This is a genomic window from Butyrivibrio sp. XPD2006, from assembly GCF_000420865.1.
In the GTDB taxonomy this organism is placed as follows: domain Bacteria; phylum Bacillota; class Clostridia; order Lachnospirales; family Lachnospiraceae; genus Butyrivibrio.
Map to the genome: position 1 here is coordinate 41015 of NZ_ATVT01000003.1, position 20796 is coordinate 61810.

At 45.0% G+C, this 20796-nt stretch carries 16 protein-coding genes; all 16 read left to right on the forward strand.

What is annotated here, in order from left to right; genetic code table 11:
• Positions 1-455: 455 nt before the first annotated feature.
• The 16 genes from G590_RS18325 to G590_RS0104140 all read left to right on the forward strand — a co-directional run bounded on the left by G590_RS18325 (position 456) and on the right by G590_RS0104140 (position 20780).
• Complete coding sequence (locus tag G590_RS18325) at positions 456-911, forward strand: RNA polymerase sigma factor (protein WP_022764395.1); 456 nt, start codon at positions 456-458, stop codon at positions 909-911.
• On the forward strand, positions 904-1617 hold the full coding sequence (locus G590_RS0104070; protein WP_022764396.1) for a hypothetical protein: 714 nt from the start codon (positions 904-906) through the stop codon (positions 1615-1617). The genes G590_RS18325 and G590_RS0104070 overlap by 8 nt, the downstream gene beginning before the upstream one ends.
• Entirely contained in the window at positions 1608-2306 is a 699-nt protein-coding gene (locus G590_RS0104075) for an ABC transporter ATP-binding protein (RefSeq protein WP_022764397.1), read from the forward strand. The genes G590_RS0104070 and G590_RS0104075 overlap by 10 nt, the downstream gene beginning before the upstream one ends.
• Positions 2307-3461 (forward strand): ABC transporter permease, encoded by a 1155-nt coding sequence (locus G590_RS0104080; RefSeq protein WP_022764398.1) that lies wholly within the window; start codon positions 2307-2309, stop codon positions 3459-3461.
• Between the two features lie 82 nt (positions 3462-3543).
• Entirely contained in the window at positions 3544-5343 is a 1800-nt protein-coding gene (locus G590_RS0104085; protein WP_026493913.1) for a cache domain-containing sensor histidine kinase, read from the forward strand.
• Positions 5340-6932: a response regulator transcription factor gene (locus tag G590_RS0104090; protein WP_022764400.1), complete on the forward strand. Its 1593-nt coding sequence runs from the start codon at positions 5340-5342 to the stop codon at positions 6930-6932. Before G590_RS0104085 ends, G590_RS0104090 begins: the two co-directional genes overlap by 4 nt.
• 147 nt (positions 6933-7079) lie before the next feature.
• Positions 7080-7532, forward strand: coding sequence for a hypothetical protein (locus G590_RS0104095; RefSeq protein WP_022764401.1), 453 nt, complete (start codon positions 7080-7082; stop codon positions 7530-7532).
• Positions 7533-7617: 85 nt separating this feature from the next.
• A complete protein-coding gene (locus tag G590_RS0104100; protein WP_022764402.1) occupies positions 7618-8790 on the forward strand; it encodes a sugar ABC transporter substrate-binding protein in 1173 nt (390 codons plus the stop codon).
• A 99-nt stretch (positions 8791-8889) separates the two neighbouring features.
• Positions 8890-9837: an ABC transporter permease gene (locus G590_RS0104105; RefSeq protein WP_022764403.1), complete on the forward strand. Its 948-nt coding sequence runs from the start codon at positions 8890-8892 to the stop codon at positions 9835-9837.
• An 11-nt stretch (positions 9838-9848) separates the two neighbouring features.
• Positions 9849-11345 (forward strand): sugar ABC transporter ATP-binding protein, encoded by a 1497-nt coding sequence (locus G590_RS0104110; RefSeq protein ID WP_022764404.1) that lies wholly within the window; start codon positions 9849-9851, stop codon positions 11343-11345.
• A 12-nt stretch (positions 11346-11357) separates the two neighbouring features.
• The gene (locus G590_RS0104115; RefSeq protein ID WP_022764405.1) at positions 11358-12311 is read left to right on the forward strand and encodes an ABC transporter permease; all 954 of its coding nucleotides are present in this window, start codon (positions 11358-11360) and stop codon (positions 12309-12311) included.
• Between the two features lie 184 nt (positions 12312-12495).
• Positions 12496-13947 (forward strand): MFS transporter, encoded by a 1452-nt coding sequence (locus G590_RS0104120; protein WP_022764406.1) that lies wholly within the window; start codon positions 12496-12498, stop codon positions 13945-13947.
• Positions 13944-15269 carry a carboxylesterase family protein gene (locus tag G590_RS0104125; protein WP_022764407.1) on the forward strand — a complete coding sequence of 442 codons (1326 nt, stop codon included), beginning with the start codon at positions 13944-13946 and terminating at the stop codon, positions 15267-15269. The genes G590_RS0104120 and G590_RS0104125 overlap by 4 nt, the downstream gene beginning before the upstream one ends.
• A complete protein-coding gene (locus tag G590_RS18330; protein WP_051142114.1) occupies positions 15266-17302 on the forward strand; it encodes a TIM-barrel domain-containing protein in 2037 nt (678 codons plus the stop codon). Before G590_RS0104125 ends, G590_RS18330 begins: the two co-directional genes overlap by 4 nt.
• A gap of 14 nt (positions 17303-17316) precedes the next feature.
• Positions 17317-17874 (forward strand): M48 family metallopeptidase, encoded by a 558-nt coding sequence (locus G590_RS0104135; RefSeq protein ID WP_022764408.1) that lies wholly within the window; start codon positions 17317-17319, stop codon positions 17872-17874.
• Between the two features lie 119 nt (positions 17875-17993).
• Complete coding sequence (locus tag G590_RS0104140; protein ID WP_022764409.1) at positions 17994-20780, forward strand: SpaA isopeptide-forming pilin-related protein; 2787 nt, start codon at positions 17994-17996, stop codon at positions 20778-20780.
• Positions 20781-20796 lie beyond the last annotated feature (16 nt).

Here is a 20796-nt window from a genome sequence, read left to right on the forward strand (position 1 = left end):
GGATTGTGGCTAGTTGTGCTTCTTGAGGCAGGGTGAGCTATGAGAAGTCATGTTATTTGGAGAAAATGCGCTGAGCATGACTGGTGAAATTGACAAAGTCATGTTTTATTAAGAATTTATTCATAGCATGACTTTGAGGGGAGCAGAAAGTCATGTTATAGCAATTTTTTGTACTGAGCATGACTTTGTGGTCATGTTTTTTGGTGAAATCTGCAGGCACATGACTTTTTGCAGATTATTTATCATGTTTTTTTCGAAAATCTTATAAAACATGATTTGGCTAAAAACGTGAGTCATGTGAATTGACATTTTTTGGCAGAACATGACTGTAGTGCATCAAATAACGCATATTTGTTGACGGGGTCGCTCTGCTACAGAAAATATTTATTTCTTGCCGCACATTTTATATGATTAATTCGTTATACATTACAGAGGGAGGTGAAAGACAACAATCCATGGATATAGAAGAACAGTACGACAAAATATTTCGCTTCTGCTACTACAGAGTTCACAATACAGATATTGCGCAGGATCTTACCCAGGAAACCTTTCTTCGCTTCATGAACAGTGACTATAAAGAGCGCGGTGAGCAGATGCGCTATCTTTACACAATCGCCAGGAACCTCTGCATTGATGAAAGCAGGAAAGCAAGGACAACGGATCTTCCCGAGGATTATTCAGATGAAGGCAGCGGATCTGATGACCTGATCAGAAAGATCGAAGTAAACCAGGCACTTGATAAAATGCCGGAAGAAGACAGAGAACTTCTCATTCTACGGTACATGAACGAGGTACCACTTTCAGATATCTGCAAGATAATGGGTGTTTCAAGATTCGCCCTGTACAGGAAACTCAATTCTGTAAAAAGAGATTTTATAAAGCTGATGGAAGGAGGTAGTTTCCATGAGTAAAGACATAAGAAAGATGATGGCGGATGCATCGCCAAAGCCCGATATGGTCGGGAAGGATGCTTTCATAAGGGCATACAGGAAAAAGACTGAACGGACTGAGCTTAGTGTCTTTGACATTATAAAAAGTCAGTTCTCATATATCAAACTGCCGGTATGGCTTGTTTCAATCGCTGCACTTATTGTTGCAATCTTTGGAATCAACCTGAACAGGGAAACGGTCTTTGTGGTGGCAGCCATAATGCCCTTTGTGTCGGCGATTGCGGTTTTTGACTCCATGCGCTCCAGAATGTACGGAATGGAGGAGCTGGAGGGAGTAACAAGGATTTCCGGAAGAGGAATACTTCTGGCAAGATTCATCTGCATTGGGGCAGTGCATATAGTTCTTTTACTGGTGCTCTCAATTGTTGTGGGAAGCAGCAGCGGATATGGTTATGCCATGACCGGAGCCATTATTACTCTGCCGTATCTCATATCTTCGATAGCAAGCATGATCATTGAGAGAACAGAGATTGGAAGGGAAAATGCATTTGGCTGCATTCTGGTCTCTGTCATGACATCGGTTATGATACTGGCCATAAAGGATGAGAAAGCTCTTTTCGCAGCAAAATACAGATGGATATGGCTTGAGATGCTTGCTGTTTTTGTGGCTCTTGAGTGTATCCAGATTAAAAAGACATTTCGTTTGGAGGAGTATCAATGGAACTGAAAATTGATCGCATAACTAAGCAGTATAAGAATAAGATTGCGGTAGACAGGCTCTCTTTTACCCTGGGGAAAGGCGTGACAGGGCTTCTGGGAGCTAACGGCGCAGGAAAGACCACGCTTATGAGGATGATCTGCGGGATTCTGATGCCGACAAGCGGAGATATCACCTATGATGGGGCGAGTGTTTCAGAGGAGCGTTACCGCGATGTGCTGGGGTATCTGCCTCAGGATTTTGGGTATTATCCGGAGTTTAGCGGAAGAGATTTTCTTATGTATTTCTCTGCGCTTAAAGGACTTGATAAAAAAGCTGCCAGGGCAAGGACTGAGGAACTTCTTGGAGTTGTGGGGCTTTCTGATGTGGCGGGGAAAAAGATAAGAACCTATTCCGGCGGAATGAAGCAGCGCCTTGGAATAGCCCAGGCTCTTATAAACAGGCCGGAAGTTCTGATCCTTGATGAGCCGACCGCCGGCCTTGACCCCAAGGAGAGAGTGCGATTCAGGAACCTGATCGAAGAAATTGGAAAAGAAAGTATAGTTCTTTTGTCGACGCACATAGTATCTGACATTGAGCATATAGCTGACAAGGTTATCATGATGAGATCCGGTCAGATCATCTGGCAGGGACCGTGGGGAGAGGAAGATGGAAGTCTTGAGGACTTCTATCTGAAGGAATTCGGAGAGGAGAATTAAATGATGGGGAAAAAGAGCTTATTTGGCACACTTTTCTTTTACGAGATAAAAAAGATATTGAAGAACAGGTTTACGGTTGTTCTGCTGATCGTCATCACTGTCTATTCGTTCATGCAGGGGGTGTTTCAGTCGGAGCAGATGGGTGATTATGCAGATAGGACCAGGGAGCTGAAGATGGCTATCGACGGCCGGGAAATTGATGATGCGCTTCTTGCAGAGCTCTACGAGGCGGCCGATGAATACGGAGTCTTTTGGAACGAGACCAACTGCACTTATGAGGCGCTCTGCGACTGGGTGAGGAAGATAGTTGATTACGGAAGACCTATTGCTGACTATGATGCCAATGCTATATATCAGATCAGGGAGGACACCATCAGGGAAGGGATGGATCTGTGCGCCTTGACTGAGGGCGAAGAGCAGTACTGGGAAGAAAGGGAAGCTTCTGTCACCAAGCCTTTGGTGTGGCATTCTTTTGAGGAGATGTACGGGCTGTTTGATATTGTTCAGGCAATGCCGCTTCTCATGCTGTTTGTGGTAACTCTCCTCCTCAGCCAGATATTTGCAGGAGAGGTAAAAGACAAAACGGATCCCCTGCTTCGCTGCACCCGCGGCGGATGGGGCGTGACATATGTTGCCAAGATATCGGCAGCAGTTGTAAGTATCTTTTTGCTTACGGTTTTGTTTGGCGGAATTTCAATTATTACAAGTCTGATTTTGTGGGGCAGCAATGGCTGGGATGCCATGGTGCAGAACCTGATGCCTTTAACTTCTGTTCCGATGACCATGGGAGCGTTCTTCGGGAGACAGATCCTGGTGGCTTTTGCAGCTTGTCTGCTAATGACTGTCGCTACGTGCTTTTTGTCGGAATGCTTTAATAATCCGGTGGTGGTCATGGGTGCGGTATTTGGAGGATTTCTTCTGATACTTGCCGGAGCAAGGGAGATACCGATGGTCATCCGTCCTCTGTCACAGTTTCTGTACCTGCTGTCACCAATCGACATGGCATCGCCAAACGTTCTGTATGAATTCAGGCTTGTGGGCTATGGAGGTCACTACCTTACGGCCCTTCAGTTCGCGCCGATACTGTACTTGGTTATTTCTGTGGTTGCAGTGATTATCGGCTACTTTGTCTACCTGAGAAAGAATAAGGTGTGAGTCACCTGAGTGCAATTTAAAAAGATATGTGATATTATTTTCGCGTAGAAAAAGTTTTGTTTCTAATCGGGGAAAATGGGGTATGAAAAATAGGAAGTGGACTATGCGCCGGGCCGTTATTGGGCTGGTTATAGGTTGTACGCTTTTTGCAATCGTTGCTCAGACGGTTGTTTTTGAGGTGATTTCGAGGCAGCAGATCCGGAGAGAATCTCTTCTTAACAATGATGAGACGCTACAGAGAATTGAGGCGGAGCTTGATTCTTATATTCATGACAATATCGTCAAAATGCAGACCATATATACTGAGACCGATATGATCTATGCCATGAGACATTCCCGGAAAAACAAAAAAAGACTTCTTGATTACTATTTCACTGCATGGCATCTGTCAGAGCGCAGGTTTGATTCTGATGACCAGCTTCTTGCCATGTATATCTACGACAATGACGATACACTTGTCAGTTCCTGGAGAAAACAACCCTACAATTATCCCAATGACCTTTATGATACCGGGCAGTACGTAAATGTGGTACACCTCAAAAACTACTTAAGATCTGATGACTACTCCTTACTCCTGTCGGGATATCACAATGAAGAGGCAGACACGGATGTTATCAGGTTTGTCTTAAAGCTCCACACTTATGACGGAGACAGATCGCAGTTCGGTTATCTCATTTGTGATTACAGCACCCAGAATATTTCAAATATCATGAGTAAATACATCTCCTCAAGAGATGTGTATGTATGGCTGCAGCCTCAGGGGGATTCGCCGATCACACAGGTTGGAAATACCACCAAGGAGGAGAGCAAGCTCTTTACTGATCTTACGAAAATTGTGGCGACATCATCAGATTCGTTCCCAAAGTTTGATGACGAGTACGGCTCTTTTTACTTAAACAGCAGACAGTCGGAGAAGTACAATCTGCACATAATCATGCTCACTCCGCAGTCGCTGATGATGCACACCCAGAGCGCGCTGGCGAGAATGCTCATAATCATTGCCGTGTTTATTATTCTTGTCACACTGCTCTTCGGAACCCTGATCTCAGGCTATATCTATCGCCCGGTGGAGGCACTTTCCAACACCATCATCAAGATCAAAAACGGTGAGACCGATCTCAGGGCCAAGACTGACGGCTGGAGTGAAGAACTTAAAGTCATGGGTGATGAGTTCAACGAGATGCTGGATCAGATAGGGCGGATGGTGCAGGATGAGTATGAGGCTAAAGTCCTTATGGAGCGAACTCAGTACAAAGTCCTTCAGGCTCAGATCAATCCGCACTTTCTGTACAACACTTTGGATACCATGAGCGGAATTGCTGCGTCTCAGGACTGTACACTGGTCAGCGGCCTTTGTCAGTCGCTTTCGGCAATCTTCAGATACAGTCTGGATATCTCGGACACCCAGTCTACTCTTCAGCAGGAGATGGCTCATGTCAGAAACTATCTGTATGTTATGGATGTTCGAAACGGCAATACCATAAAATACACATATCGTATAGATTCCGACACCCTGGATGACAATATTCCAAGGATCACACTGCAGCCCATTGTTGAAAATGCGCTGCAACACGGACTTAGAAATACCAGAAGGAAGGATAAAGAGCTTATTATTTCCGCAAAGCACCGTGACGATAAGCTTGTGATAACTATAGAGGACAACGGTGCCGGAATGGATGCCGAGGCAATGAATGAGCAGCTTGCAAAAGCTGATATCGGCAGAATAGAGATGGGACGTTCCATAGGTGTTATGAATGTTAATGCCAGAGTCAAGAGTGTCTATGGAGAGGACTGTGGCATTCGCTATGAGAGTGGCCCTGAGGGTGGAACGAAGGCAATTATCGAATTGCCAATAGTAAAAGAGGAGGCAAAGGGAGCTTGAAATACAAGGTTTTGTCAGCTGACGATGAATTGTGGAGTCGCGAAAATATAAGACGTATGCTGTCCTGGGAGGACTATTCAATCGACTTTCTTGAGCCTGCTTGTGACGGTGAAGAGGTCCTTGAGAGAATTCCAAAAGAGAACCCGGACATTGTCATAACAGATATAAATATGCCATTCCTTGGGGGACTTGAACTTCTTGATAAAATACACACCCTGTACCCGGATATCATAACCCTTGCAGTTAGCGGATATGACGACTTCCAGAAGGTCAAAGGCGTGTTCATGGCAGGAGGTATCGACTATCTCCTTAAGCCTGTCGGAAGGGAGCAGCTTGTTGATTCCCTCAGTAAGGCTCTTAAGACCCTGGAGGAGAGGGAGATACAAAAGGCCGAAAAAGAGGACAACATCCTCAGGGAGAATTACGTTTCTTCTTTCCTTGAAGATGATGAGTTCTCATCTCTTCTAAACGGCAAGCTCTTCAGACCCGGCAAGGAATCACATGTACCCAGTACAAAGGTCTTTTCCGAGATATCAACCATCCTGGTGAAATTCCACGACGTTGAGGTGCTCAAGCAAAGCTACGACAAGGATGTTCTCAGGATGTCCTATGATATGAAAAAGAGACTCCGGGAGCTTATCGATGCTGAAAAATCAATAGTCTTCAACTATACGGACAAGGTAAACGAGTTCATCATTGAGCTGAATGCGACTCCTGCAAGACTCAAGTTCATTGCGGACAGGATACTTGAGACATTCCCGCTTAAGAGCCAGGGACCTGTGACTGTTGTCATTCACGATCAGGCAAGCTCCTTGGATGATATCGGAGCAGTATACAGGGAGATGATCGCAGAGCTGGTGATGAGGCCCTTTGGCAGGCAGCACAGCATAATAGCCTGCAGCGCAGGTGCAAGAAAACAGAAGGTCAATGATCGCTTTACCGACAGAGTGGAAGCTCAGATAAAGAGCTGTCTCAGTGCGCATGACATTAAGCAGGCCGGCAATATCATCAAGGAGAGCACTGGGCTTAACAGATGTGACAGCGCAGGCTGGAGCCTTCTTGAAGTCACGCAGTTCACTACAAGAGCCATCAATACAATTGCTGACTGTGACAGAGCCGGAGACAGCCGCAGCTATGAGGAAGTTCAGGATGCGCTCAACTACGGCCTCAGAACGCTGAACAAGGAAATCATCCAGGAGAATATCGATCTTGCACTGGAGATTGCATCCGGGTCCGAAGCGTCAGAGGACATTTCAATAAACAGTCAGGTTGAGAGTGTCAGGGAATATATCAGTGAGCATTACGCCGAGCACCTGTCCCTGTCTGACCTTGCCGAGCAGTTCTTTGTTGAAGCCAGTTATCTGTCGCGCAAGTTCTCTGCCAGGTTTGGCGAGACCATTACTGCTTATATAACGAGGTGCAGGATGGATAAGGCAAAAGAGCTGATGAAGGATCCGCACAATAAGCTGGAGGTAATTTCTTTTACCGTCGGATACGATGACTATAACTACTTCAGCCGCGTATTCAGGCGCTTTGAGGGTACAAGCCCCAGTGAGTACAGAAAGAACTGTATGGGAATAGAAGAGTGACAATTTTGTATTTTTTCAAAAAAGTGATAGTAAGATTTTCTAAAATGTGCTAATTGTCAAAAAACTGAATTGATAAAATAGCTTCGTAAACAGGAGATGGGGAAAAACTGTTTACGAAGCTTTTTTGTTTCAGGGAGGAGTATCACGGTGTTCAACCATAGAAAAATCACACCTTTCATAACTACATTTGCCCTGGCGGCTCTGCTGCTCGTATCAGGCTGCGGAGCCGACAGTAAGGCAAAAATCGACACCACAGACGGGGTGACTAATATCCTGGACTACGTAAGCGTAGACTTCAGCGGTAAGAACGGCGAAGGAACAGCTACTGTAAGCGTAGACTATGACGGAATCGAGACTGAGATGGTCGGAGGTGAGGCAAAGATAAAAGAGCTCAGCGATGTTGACGATCTTGCAGAGCTCACCAAGTACATTAACGCAGTATCATCAATCTCTTTTAACATCGACAAGAACACGGACCTGTCAAACGGCGATCAGGTGATGGTGACAGTTACATATGACAGCTCGGCTGCAGAGGCAGCAGGTGTAGTGTTCGGTGAGCAGAAGAATAAGCTGTACGAAGTAAAGGGATTAAAAAACTGAAGGAAGGTTCCAAATTCGGCCCGCGGATGGCTCGGACCGGTAAAAATACTTACTTTCAAATATACAAAGGAGGGTTACAAAGACTATGAAAAAGAGAATCAAAAGGTTGGGATCACTGCTGATGGCAGGTGTTTTAGCAGCATCTCTCGTAACAGGTTGCGGAAGCGCAGCAGGCGGAGCATCTTCAGGATCAGCTTCGGGGGGCGGATCTGACAAGATCAAGATCGGTGTTTCAATTTGGAGTTCCACAGACGTTCTTGGAAGCCAGTGTAAAAAGATTGTCGACAAGGCAGCAAAGGCTAACGGCGTTGAAGTTCAGTATGTAGACCAGGCTCACGTTTCAGAGCAGGTTACAGCATCTGTTGAGCAGCTCTGCGCAGCAGGATGCCAGGGTATCATCATTTGTAACTCAGCTGATTCCGAGATGACATCAGCTATCAATACCTGTACAGAGCACGGCGTTTATATCGCTCAGTTCTTCCGTATCATTTCTCAGGAGAACAGCCCTGAGGTTTATAAGACAGCTTGCAACTCCAAGTACTATGTTGGTGCAGTTCATGAGGACGAGGTTACTAACGGATACACACTTGTTAATCTCCTTCTTGAGAACGGCGACAGAAACATAGGTCTTGAGGCTTGGACAGTTGGTGATGCTACATTCCAGCTCAGATGGAAGGGCTATCAGCAGGCAATCGATGAATGGAACGCAGCACATGCTGATGATCCTGCAACAATCACAGAGCCTGTTTACGCTAACACATCTTCAGAAGAAGGCGCTGCAGCAGCTATGTCACTTTACAACTCAAATCCGGGAATGGATGCACTTATCGTAGCCGGCGGCGGTGGAGATCCTCTTGTAGGTTCAATCGGTGCTTATGCAAATGAAGGCCTCACAGGCAAGATCGACGTTGTATCAACAGACTTCCTTGATGACCTTGCAGATCAGCTTAAGTCAGGCGGAATGTTTGCTGAGTCAGGCGGACACTTCTGCGATCCACTCTTTGCGTTCTATCTCGTTCTTAATGCAGTTAAAGGAAATTATGTAAAGGAGGAAGGCACATTTGGTTATGAGATCCTGTTCCCGTATCTCTACGTATCATCTCCTGATGATTACGCAAACTACGAAAAGTACTTCGTAAATGATGATCCTTATACAGACGAAGAACTCGTTGAGATGGCTAGTTACAGCTTCGAAGATCTGAATAAGGCAGCTTCTAATCTTTCAATTGACGACGTTATTTCACGTCACAGCAACTAATATTTAAGACACAGCCGTATCCTCCGCCATCCGGAGGGTACGGTTTATGTAAGAGAAAAAATCTTTTCATAAATATCAAGCACCCTTAGGGAGGAGTGTATGAGTAACTTTCAAAAATTCAGGCAGAGTCACTGGTACGGACTGGTGATGCTGGCCGTAATCACCTTTGTTTTCTGGGGATTCTTCAAGATTCTTGCACCACAGACTTTCGGTGATTTTAATAAACTTCAGACTTATTTAAAGACAGCCCTTTACTATGCAGTAGGTGGCTGCGGTCTCTACTTTATCTGTGTAATGGGACCTTTTGATATGAGCGTGGGCGCAAACATCGTGCTTTCATCGGTGCTTGCGGTAAATATGAGCGAACGTTTCGGTTACGCGGGACTTCTTATTGCGCCGATTATAAGTGGCACACTGGTTGGACTGCTGAACGGACTTGTATATATAAAGCTTAAAATTTCATCTCTTATCGTAACCGCCGGACTTTCTCTGGTTTACGAAGCTCTTTCAATTTTTGCGACCAACGGAAAAGAGGCTATCCTGGCTCCTTCTTACAGAGCCTTCGGTGACTATCCGGGAAACCTCATACTTGCGCTGCTGGCCTTCTTTTTCTGCGGATTTATCCTTAAGTACACCAAGATCGGAACTTACACCTATGCCATCGGTTCAAACGAAGTAGTAGCCGGAAACATGGGCGTTAACGTTGATAAGTACAAGGTTGTTGCATTCGTACTTTGCGGATTCTTTGTGGGTATCGAGTCAATCCTTACAATTTCCTACGGAACCTCAATGACAAGTGCATCGAATCTTGCGTCCATGAGCCGTAACTTCCCTCCTCTTATGGGAACGTTCTTTGGCCTGGCATTTAAGAAGTACGGACATCCTGTTATTGCCATTGTTGTCGGCGAGTTTATCATTCAGCTTCTGTTCCAGGGCTTTGTTGCACTCGGTGCACCGACAACAGTTCAAAATATCGTAACAGGTATCGTGCTGCTTGCAATCGTAACAATGACCATTAAGCCCGTTAAAGGCGCAGTTGTTAAATAAGGAGGAGAGATATGAGCGAGGTACTACTTCATGCCGAGAAGATAGACAAGAGCTTCGTCGGTACACATGCCATAGATCATGTCACTCTGGACTTTTACAAGGGTGAGATCCATGCGCTGATCGGGGAGAACGGATCCGGCAAATCCACATTTACGTCCTGTCTTACAGGAATTTACCATAAGGACTCCGGAACATTTACACTTCTGGGAAAAGAGGTTAATGCAAAGAACCAGGTTGACGGAAACTATCAGGGCGTTGCCATCATAGTTCAGGAAACAGGTACTCTTTCAGGCCTTACCGTTGCCGAAAATATATTCCTGGGAAAAGAGGATGAGTTCACAAAGTTCCATGTAAAGAACACAAAGGCCATGGAAAAGAAGGCCCAGGAGCTTTTGGATTCTTACGGCTTTGGATATATAAAAGCCACAGATATCATTGATAAATATAACTTCGAGGACAGGAAACTTATCGAGATCGTTAAGGCAACATATTTTAAGCCTCAGGTCCTCATCGTTGATGAGACAACCACAGCTCTCGGTGAGAAGGGCAGAAAAGAGCTCTTCAAAGTCATGAAGGATGTAAAAGACGACGGAAGATGCGTCATTTTCATATCCCATGATCTTGATGAAGTTCTTGAACAGTCAGATAATGTCAGCGTTCTTCGAGACGGAGAATACATCGATACGGTAAAGAGCAGTGAAGTAACAACAGATGATCTGAAAAAACTCATGGTAGGAAGAGAAATGGATGGTAATTACTACCGTGCAGACTACGGTGAACCGATTTCTGATGAGGTTGTTCTGCGGGGGGAACACCTTTCGGTTCCCGGAGAGATCGAGGATTTTTCGATAGAGCTCCACAAGGGAGAAATCATCGGTATCGGCGGACTTTCAGAGTGCGGAATGCATGAGGTTGGAAAGGCTCTTTTCGGTGCATCCTATGACAGAGAAGGTACAGTAACTACAGCCGACGGCACTCAGATAAAAGACATCAAGACTGCCATCGATCACAGTATAGCCTATGCTTCCAAGGACAGATCCACTGAGTCCCTTGTCATCAATGACACGATCCAGGATAACATCACGCTTCCGTCACTGGAGGATATCAAGAGAAATCACATCCTGCATGCCAGAGATGAAAAAGCATTTGCAGAAAAATATGCAAAGCAGATGAGCACCAAGATGGTCGGAGTTCATCAGTTTATGTCAGCTCTTTCCGGCGGTAACAAGCAGAAGGTCGTTCTTGCAAGATGGATCGGCAAGAATTCGGATATCATCATTCTTGATTCACCTACCAGAGGAATCGACATCAGGGTAAAGGCTGATATCTACCAGATGATGGACAAAATGAGAAAGAGCGGCAAGTCAATAATCATGATCTCTGAGGAAATCTCGGAGCTTCTCGGAATGGCAGACCGTATCATCATCATGAAGGACGGACGTCAGAGCGGTGAATTTTTAAGACATGAAGGTCTGAAGGATACAGACCTTATAGCTAAGATGATTTAAGGGAGGCCGGTTATGGAAAACGAGAAAAAAGAAAAAATATCAATTATAAATCAGCCGGTCTTCAGAACAGTAATGCCATTTGCAGGATTCATATTCATTGTTGTCCTGTTTGCAATTCTGACCGGCGGACAGCTCTACACTCCGGGCAACTTAAAGCTTTTGCTGTCACAGTCCTATGTGCTTCTCATAGCATGTGTGGGCGTTTTCATGGTAATGACCATGGGAGGTCTTGATTTCTCCCAGGGCTCAATGCTCGGTGTATGCTCGGTTGTTATATGTTTTTTGTCCAATGTAAATATGCTGCTGGCAGTTCTCTGCGGAGTCCTGACAGGAGGTCTTATAGGCCTTGTAAACGGATTCTTTAACGTAAAGCGCAAGATAACATCCTTCATTGTTACTATCTGTAACATGTATCTGCTTCGTGGAATGGTTGCTTATGCCACCACCAAGAGCCCTGTGTATGGCGTGTCAAATATCACGTCATACAACACGATGGGATTCAATCTTACCTTCACCATCATAATCCTGCTTGTGGCTTTTGCAGCATTCAGGTACACGGGTCTCGGAAACAGACTCAAAGCTATCGGTGCAGGAGAGACAGCTGCCCGTTTTGCAGGTGTCAGGGTCGAAAAGACAAAGATGCTGATCTATATGACAGCGGGAATGATCACAGGACTTGCAGCATTCATCAACAGTATCAAGGTTGGTTCTGTAACATCAACCGCAGGTAACCAGCTTGAGACACAGATCATGATTGCCCTGGTACTTGGCGGAATGCCGGTCAACGGCGGTGCCAAGGTTAAGTTCTACAATATCATTCTTGGAGCGCTCACTTACAAGATCCTTACAGCCGGTCTTGTCATGTTGGGAATCGAGCCAAAGACACAGCAGCTCATAATGGGTATCGTGTTCCTTGTGATGGTTGCTGTATTTGCGGACAGAGAGACAGGAATGATCGTAAAGTAATTTGAAAATTAAACTGGGGGCGAATGGTCCCTGGGGACGGAGTCAAGGGGTCATTTTCATACAATTAGCAAAATGTTGCAAAAGTATTCTGAAAATGACCCCTTGACTCCGTCCCCAGGGACCATTTTGTGATATCATTTTTGGGGGAAGTTTTTAATATTATTTATGGGGAGGGTTACATATTATGGGACAAACTGATGAAAAAAGTATGATTGCCAAAGCCAGCGGTCTTAAGACGCCGGAGTATATCTGCTACGCATTGGGAGATGCAGGCGGATGTCTGGTATTTGGACTTGTTACGTCGATTCTTCAGACGTATTATACGGATGTCCTGATTTTAAGTCCGTTCTTTATCATGGTGATGTTTGTGCTTACCAGGGTATGGGACGCTGTAAATGACCCTATTATGGGCAGAATTTGTGATACAGCACCTGTTTCAAAGCATGGAAGATACAGGGTGTGGTTTCTGAGGGTGGCATTTCCTCTGGCCATCGCTTCAATCCTTCTTTTTCTTAAATTCGACGGTTTCGGAACACCGGGAGATAATCTTCCTGCATATATTTATGCAACCATCACATATGTGGCGTGGGGTATGATCTACACTATGCTTCAGATTCCCTATGGCTCTCTTGCCACAGTTATTACCCTTGATGTAAAAGAAAGATCCAAGCTCTCTGTCTTCAGAGCAGTAGGTTCAGCACTGGGCAGCATGCCTGTCATGGTGCTTTCAATGCTCTGCTTTTCCACAGATAAGGCTACGGGAAAGTCTATTGTAAAGTATGATGTTCTTCTGACAGGCGTCATTGTCATGTCTGTGCTGTCTGTGATCTCGCTTCTTCTGGCATTTGCAGGTACAAAAGAAAGAGTAAAAACAGAGCCACCAAAGCATGAAAAAGGTGCTGCGTCAAAGGCCCTTAAGCTTATATTCAGGAACAAGGCCATGCTCTCTATTTCCGTTGTTGCAATGTTGCTCCTTGCAGGACAGATGTTCACTCAGAGCTATTATATTTATCTGATCAGATACTACTTCGGAAAGGGCGGAATCTTTGTATCCCTGCCAACCATTTTGACCTATATCCCAATGGCAATACTTATGCTTTTTACCCCAAAGCTTGCAAGGAAGTTTGGTAAAAAAGAGATTACCTCCGTTGGTATGATCATAGCTGCTGCAGCAAATTTCCTGATGTTTTTCTTGAAATTCCTGGATCCGGGAGCGGCCCTCATGCCTTTTATGGTTTTGTGTCTTATCTCCGGATTTGGGCTTAATCTCTTTGTGCTTCAGCTCTGGGCTATGGCGGGGGATGCCATAGATGAGATTGAAGTCAGCACCGGAAGTAAGGACAACGGTACTGCATATGCCTTCTTAAATTTCTTTAGAAAGCTAGGTCAGGTTATTTCGGCAATAGCTGTAAATGCAGCCTTACTTGCAATGGGATATTATGACACTGCAAGCACTCTGGAATTTGTCTTTTCCGAAGGACAGCTTGATCTGATGTATGTTCTTGCAACCCTTATTCCGGCGGTAATGTTTGCGCTGATGGCAATTGCTTTGCTTTTCTGGTATCCACTCTCCAAGGAGAAGGTTGGTGAGCTTCAGAACCGGAAGGAAGACTATTTAAAGGGACAGGTCAGATGAGTAAATACATCGAAATAGACACAGATCTCGGTAGGATTCGGGGAAATGAAAGAGAAGAGTGCCTTGAGTTTTTGGGAATAAAATATGCTAAGGCCAAGAGATTTGAGTACGCAAAGCAGGTAGAGAGTTGGGATGGCACATACGATGCCACAGCTTTTGGAGATGCATGCTCCCAGTACAGGACCTACTTTCCACATCTGGATGTTCCTGAGCGGAGATTCTATCACAGGGAATTCCGTGAAGGATTAGATTTTACCTACAGCGAGGACTGCTTAAATCTCAATATCTATACACCCAAGAATGCACATAATGCACCGGTGCTGGTCTTTATACACGGAGGCGGATTTAATTCCATGGCCAACAGCGAGGGATATCTGGATGGCGAAGCCTATGCAAAGAGAGGGCTGATCCTTGTGTGCGTTAACTACCGCGTGGGTGTTTTCGGATATATGACACACAGGCAGATTCAGGATGAGTTTGGAAGAGATGGGAATTTTGGACTTGATGATATATTGGTTTCACTTAAATGGGTAAAGAGTCATATAGGCTCTTTTGGCGGAGACCCTGGTTGCATAACTGCCATGGGACAAAGCGCAGGTGCGATTTCGTTGCAGTATCTTTGTCTGTCAGAGAAGGCTAAAGATCTTTTTGAACGAGCAATTATGATCTCAGGAGCGGGTCTTTTCCCAAAGATGGGACGACCGAAGGCATCTGCAGACACCCGCAGCTACTGGGAAGAAGTGATAAAACTCTCCGGTGCGACAAACTTTGATGAGTTTAAAGAACTTGATGATAAGGCGGTTCTTGGTGCAATTGAAGAGATTAAGAAAGTCCGAAAAGATAATACCGTCAACACACAGCCTGTTATTGACGGATATCTTCTGACGGAAAGCGTGGAAAAACTAATAGAGAAGCCACTTAAGCTTGATTACATGGCGGGAACTACAAGTAATGATATGTACAATGTTGTTTTGTATAACATGGCACGTAAGTTTATGGGAAAGGCCGGCGGATATCGCTACTATTTTGACATCGATGCCCCCGGCGATGACAATGGAGCATTTCATTCATCAGATTTAAGATACCTGTTCGGAACGCTTGAAAAGAGCTTTAGGCCATATGATGACAAGGATATGGAAATATCAGCTCTTATGATGGATTACATTGCAGATTTTGTGAAAACCGGAAATCCCAATGCTTCAGGGCGTCCTGTGTGGAAGAGGGGAAAGAGTTGTCTTGTTATCTCAAAAAAAGGAATAAAGATGAAACGTCCGAACCCTGTAAAGCTGATAGTAAATACCTTCAGAGGAGACCCAAAATGAAATATGACCACAGATTTACTCTTAAAACCCGGGAGGAATCCACATTCCTTTTCAAGGAATCAGATATAAATGCAAGGCTTGATTTTTTCAAGGATATGGTCCGGGTGGCAATCTATAAAGACGGAAGCAATTTTTTTAACACCTTCTCAGTGTGCCCGGATGGAGAGATGCCCTATGAGGGAAGGGACAAGTTATCCTGCAAAGGCCTTACAGGCGAACAGACGCAGATGACTGAAGACGCAGAAGGCTGGACATTCACCTTTGGCAGTCACAAGCTTTCTGTCCAAAAAAAGAATTTTCTGATCGCACATTACGAAGGCGGGGAAGTTCTGTTTAAGGACAGGGAATACATGGCTTATAACCTTGAAGGCGAGCTGGGAAGAGGAGCCTGCCATTATCTTTCAAGGCAGGAGAATGAGTACATCTTCGGGCTTGGAGATAAGTCGGGAGATGTCAACAAAAACGGGAGATGCTTTAAACTTGGGACCACAGATTCCATGGGCTTTGATGCCGGGTCATCGGACCCTTTGTATAAGCATGTTCCATTCTATATCTGCAGGAATTCTGCCGGTTCATACGGAATTTACTATGATACTTATTCTGACGGTGAGTTTAACTTTGGAAGAGAACATGACAACTATTACTCACCCTTTAAGTCCTTCAGATGTGAGGAAGAGTATCTCGTCTACTATGTCTTTTACGGAAGCGTTCCTGAGATACTAAGGAGTTTTGTCCGATTGTGCGGAGGCACATTCCTTCCTCCGAAGTGGACGCTTAAATATTGCGGAAGTACAATGGCGTACACAGATGCCGATAATGCGGGCGAGCAGCTTGAGGGGTTCCTCGCGCTCTGCGAAAAATACGGTATTTCCCCCGGTGGATTTTATTTATCCAGCGGCTATACCCAGATTGGCGACAAGCGATATGTCTTTCACTGGAACACGGATAAGATCCCGTCGCCGGAGGGACTTAGCAGGAAGTTCAGAGAAAAGGGAGTAGAGTTTCTGCCCAACATTAAACCGTGCTTTTTAGATGACCACCCAATGTATGAGATGATCGCTGAGAATGGATGGTTTTTGAAAAACGGTGACGGCTCTCCGGCAAAGTTCCCTTTCTGGGGCGGAATGGGAAGTTATCTGGACTTTACCAATGAGAATGCGGCGAAGTTCTGGACGGAGTGTGTTAAAAAAGAACTGGCAGATAAGGGCTATTACAGCACTTGGAATGACAATAACGAGTACGATGTTCCTGATGAAGACGTATATGCCGATGGTTTTGGCAGGCCCATCAGAGCCAAGCTGATAAAGCCTTTGTTTTCATACCTGATGACCAGGGCAAGCCTTGAAGCTGTAACTGATATAGCGAACAAGACCGCTGTATCAAGATGCGGAATTGTGGGAACTTCAAGGATTGCATCCACCTGGACCGGGGATAACAGAACCAGCTTCGAGGATTTTAGGTTTAACCATAAGATGGCCATGACCATGAGCCTTTCCGGTATCTATAACTTTGGCCAGGACATAGGCGGATTTGCCGGCCCCAAGCCGTCTAAGGAGCTGTTCCTCAGATGGATACAGTACGGAATCTTCACACCAAGGTTTGTGCTCCACTCCTGGAACACAGACGGAACCTCAAACATGCCTTGGCTGTATGAAGACGAAGTGGAGACTGTAAAGCGCCTCTTTGACCTGAGGGAAGCCCTCATACCATATCTTTACAGGCAGATGGAGATATCTGTGGCTGAGTGCACTCCAATCATATATCCTGTCTTTTTGGAACAACTCGATTACGATCCGGAGAGCGATGTCTTTTTCTTTGGAAGAGACGTACTTGCATGCCCTGTTTTTGATGAGGGAGCTTCATCAGTCACAGTGACACTGCCGGGAGGTGAGTGGTGTCTGGTAAAAGACATCTCGGACAAGGGTGTAGTGCTTTCAGAATATGAAGGAGGTAATACCGTTGAGGTATCTTGTACCATCAGGGATATTCCCGTGTTCTTTGTAAGAAAGGGAGCACAGGTTTTTGATAAGTGATATAATACGTGGATATGACAAAAGAAATAGAACTTATAAGAAGTAAAAGAAAAACCATATGCATAGAGATAACACCGGATGCAAGGGTTGTAGTCCGGGCTCCCAAATATGCTCCACTGAGCGAAATTAACCGCCTTATCGGGGAAAAGGCGGACTGGATTGATAAGCATCTGCGCAAGATGCAGGAGAAGCAAAAAGATAGGGCAGAAGCGCCACAACCTGAGCTGACCAAGCAGGAGATCAAACTCCTTACAACAAAGGCAAAGCGCGTCATCCCTCAGAGAGTAAGATATTACGCAAAGCTTATGGGAGTAGAGTATGGAAGGGTGACCATCAGGATGCAAAAGAGCCGCTGGGGAAGCTGCTCTGCACAGGGAAATTTAAACTTTAACTGCCTCCTGATGCGTACCCCTGAAGAGATCATTGATTACGTAGTTGTGCACGAACTCTGCCATTTAAAAGAGATGAACCACTCTCCACGGTTTTGGGCTGAGGTTGAAAAGATCCTTCCCGATTACAAAGAGAGAAGAAAATGGCTTAGGGATAATGGAAACTCTATAACTTCCGGTTGATGTCCATGAAGTGAAAAGAGTGTGTATTTTCTGTGTATTCATGCGTGTTTGGTTGAAAACAAGCCTCCGATTTGTATATAATTACTGGCGTTGAAAAGTTTTGTCGGAGGGTAAACTGCATGAAATCTATGTTTAAGAGTATGGCTCTTTCATTGGCCATGCTTATCTTTTGTTTGTCTTTTTGGGGCAAATCTCAAGTCATCTACGCGGCAGAAGACAATGCCATAGTTGTTCCGGATCTTTCAAATTCGGATTTTGGTGAGGTTACGGAGATAGTCGCGCCTGATTCGATTCCTGATATCAATTCATTTTTTGAAATAGGATTTGGTTTTCACATATTTGATGCAAAGTCTTTTCCTGAGGGAGAGTTTACGTACAGGTTCCCTGACAGCCTTGATTTTTCTAAGGTTGCGGGAAGCCAGATCCCTGTATTGAGGGAAGAAGAACAGATCGGTTATGCCGTGATAGACGGTGAAAACGTCATTACCTTTAAGCTGAATCCTGAGGATTTTTTGGAGGATCCAAACGGAGTAGACGGTAACATCGCAATCACATGTAAGCTCGGCGATGATATTGCTGATGATGCAACTGAGGCGGAGATCCGTTTTAGTGATACACAGACTTTTAGAATCGTGATAGAGGAACCACAGGAAAGTGAAGAGGAACCTGTGCCTGAGCCCGAGCAGCCCATCACTCCTGAAGTAGAACCTGTGGAGGCAGATCCACCTTCATTTTCTGCAGAGCTGTCAAAAGAGTCTGTCGGTGGTGGGAACGGAGCTGTGAGAGATCCTGAAACAGGCCTTGTTAACTGGAAGATAACACTTACTGTTACAGGAGAGGGCAGCGGATATGAGCTTGTGTTAAAAGACACTATTGCGGCCTCAAATGCCGGAGGCGATGGTCTGGCCTGGCTTGGAGGCAAACAAATCGCAGCTGAGATTGTAAACGGTTCAGTTCAGGTATATTCACCGGATGGCGAAGTCTTTGGCGATGTGGCTACAACATATAGTAAGAATTCATTTACTTCAAAGCTTACAAACCTCTCAAATGGTGTATATACACTTGAGTATTCGACTAAAGATTACTATGGCTCACGTGATAATCATATATATCCTGAAGGAAGCACAATCTCTTTTAACAACACTATAAAAAGCGGGACTAAGGGAATAGACGCATCCGCTACATCAAGCTACAAGATCACAACTGAAGGGCTCCCGATGAATAAGGTGGCTTCAGCAGGCAGATATGATCCTGAGCTTAGGCTGTATGTGATCCCATGGACCATATATTTAAACAGAAATGCATATAACCAATCCATATCATCTCTTGCATCGGGTTCAGAAGTAACTGTAGCAGATACCCTTCCGGGAAACCTTCGCTACAGGGAAGGCTCTGCAGTGATAGGTGAGTCCGGCGGAGGACGCTTGTCTCAGGATCCTTTGGTAGACGGCAATACACTGACCTGGAACTTTACGTGGAATACAAACGGGTATTATGCGATTGGATATGAGACCTACATTGAGCCCGAATACTATGACAGTCTTATAAGCAATTCGAGCAGTGGTATTCTTTCTTTAAACTTTTATAATCAGGCAAGTGCAACAGTCGGAGGTTCAACAGGAAAAGCCGGCAAAACAAGCAGCGATAAAGCAAGAATCCTAGAAAAATCAGCGGCTTACAATGAAAGAACACAGCGTGTTGATTACACCATTGTTGTCAATGATAAGGCTATGATGCTTAATGACGGCAATGATCTGACTCTTACGGATGAAGTGACAAACGGAGCTTTTGTCACAGGGTCACTTAGTATAAAAGATTCAAAGACCGGAGAGGTTATTGAGCTTGGCGAAGATAAGATCATTTTCAGTGATCAGAGAACAAAGCTTACAGCAATTGTTCCCGATGGAAGAGCTCTTACAGTTAAATACTCTGTTGCTCCCGACACCCGGACAGGCACAGATATAGGAAGCGGAAAGGTTTCTGTTGAAGTTAAGAACAGTGCAAGTCTGATCGGCAAGACAAGAACAAGCGCAAGTACAGGTGGCAAATACAAGATGAATAAGGTATCTGCCAATGTATCAAGTAAGAGCGGAAGTATTACAATTACCAAGACGGATAAGGACAATTCCGAGAATAAGCTGCCGGGAGCTGAGATTGCTCTTTACAGAGTTGATACAGAAACAAACGAGGCTTCTTTAGTTGATAAAAAGACAACATCAGATCCTTTGGGCTTTGTAAAGTTCAGCAAGGACGGTAATTATAAGTCACTGATCTTTGATACGCTGTACTACTATCAGGAGGTTAAGGCTCCTGAGGGATTTGCAACAGACAGCGCAAAGCACTATTTCATCTTTGCCTCCAACAGGTATGAGAGTATAAAAGACAAGGTTACAGCTATTGTGGCCGGAGGAGAACTCAAAGTCATCGATGTAAGGAGTGAAGGCTCGGAATTTGAGACAGAGCTTCAGAACGAGAAGGTTGTTGTAAGGGTTGAGGAACCAACAGAGGAACCTCAGGAAGTCCCTCAAGAACCGGCAAAAGACCCTGAAGAAGGACCGAAAAAGAATCCTGAAAACCAGCCTGAAGTAGAGCCTGTAAAGGATCCAACTCCAAGCGACAACACACCTGGAGATACACCGGCTAATAACACACCGGATAACAGTCCCTCAGATAGCAGCAGTAGCAGTGTGAGCGTTGTAGCTCCTGCAAGGAATGTCATTACAATTTCACCAAGTGATCTTCCGGAAGTCCTGGGAGCATCCCTGGACGACCTTCCCGAGGTTCTTGGCGCAAGACGGTCAGAAACAGGTGATGACAGCAGCGCAGGCGCAGCAATTGCTATGATTGTCATAAGCCTCATGATAATCTGCCTTGCGATGAAAAACGACAATAAAACAACACGATAATAAAAATAGACTGATG

Excerpts from the sequence above, each read along its gene's own strand:
- G590_RS18325 (WP_022764395.1), top strand. The coding sequence starts at position 456 with ATGGATATAGAAGAACAGTACGACAAAATATTTCGCTTCTGCTACTAC.
- G590_RS0104070 (WP_022764396.1), top strand. The coding sequence starts at position 904 with ATGAGTAAAGACATAAGAAAGATGATGGCGGATGCATCGCCAAAGCCC.
- G590_RS0104075 (WP_022764397.1), top strand. The coding sequence starts at position 1,608 with ATGGAACTGAAAATTGATCGCATAACTAAGCAGTATAAGAATAAGATT.
- G590_RS0104080 (WP_022764398.1), top strand. The coding sequence starts at position 2,307 with ATGATGGGGAAAAAGAGCTTATTTGGCACACTTTTCTTTTACGAGATA.
- G590_RS0104085 (WP_026493913.1), top strand. The coding sequence starts at position 3,544 with ATGAAAAATAGGAAGTGGACTATGCGCCGGGCCGTTATTGGGCTGGTT.
- G590_RS0104100 (WP_022764402.1), top strand. The coding sequence starts at position 7,618 with ATGAAAAAGAGAATCAAAAGGTTGGGATCACTGCTGATGGCAGGTGTT.
- G590_RS0104105 (WP_022764403.1), top strand. The coding sequence starts at position 8,890 with ATGAGTAACTTTCAAAAATTCAGGCAGAGTCACTGGTACGGACTGGTG.
- G590_RS0104110 (WP_022764404.1), top strand. The coding sequence starts at position 9,849 with ATGAGCGAGGTACTACTTCATGCCGAGAAGATAGACAAGAGCTTCGTC.
- G590_RS0104115 (WP_022764405.1), top strand. The coding sequence starts at position 11,358 with ATGGAAAACGAGAAAAAAGAAAAAATATCAATTATAAATCAGCCGGTC.
- G590_RS0104120 (WP_022764406.1), top strand. The coding sequence starts at position 12,496 with ATGGGACAAACTGATGAAAAAAGTATGATTGCCAAAGCCAGCGGTCTT.
- G590_RS0104125 (WP_022764407.1), top strand. The coding sequence starts at position 13,944 with ATGAGTAAATACATCGAAATAGACACAGATCTCGGTAGGATTCGGGGA.
- G590_RS18330 (WP_051142114.1), top strand. The coding sequence starts at position 15,266 with ATGAAATATGACCACAGATTTACTCTTAAAACCCGGGAGGAATCCACA.
- G590_RS0104135 (WP_022764408.1), top strand. The coding sequence starts at position 17,317 with ATGACAAAAGAAATAGAACTTATAAGAAGTAAAAGAAAAACCATATGC.
- G590_RS0104140 (WP_022764409.1), top strand. The coding sequence starts at position 17,994 with ATGAAATCTATGTTTAAGAGTATGGCTCTTTCATTGGCCATGCTTATC.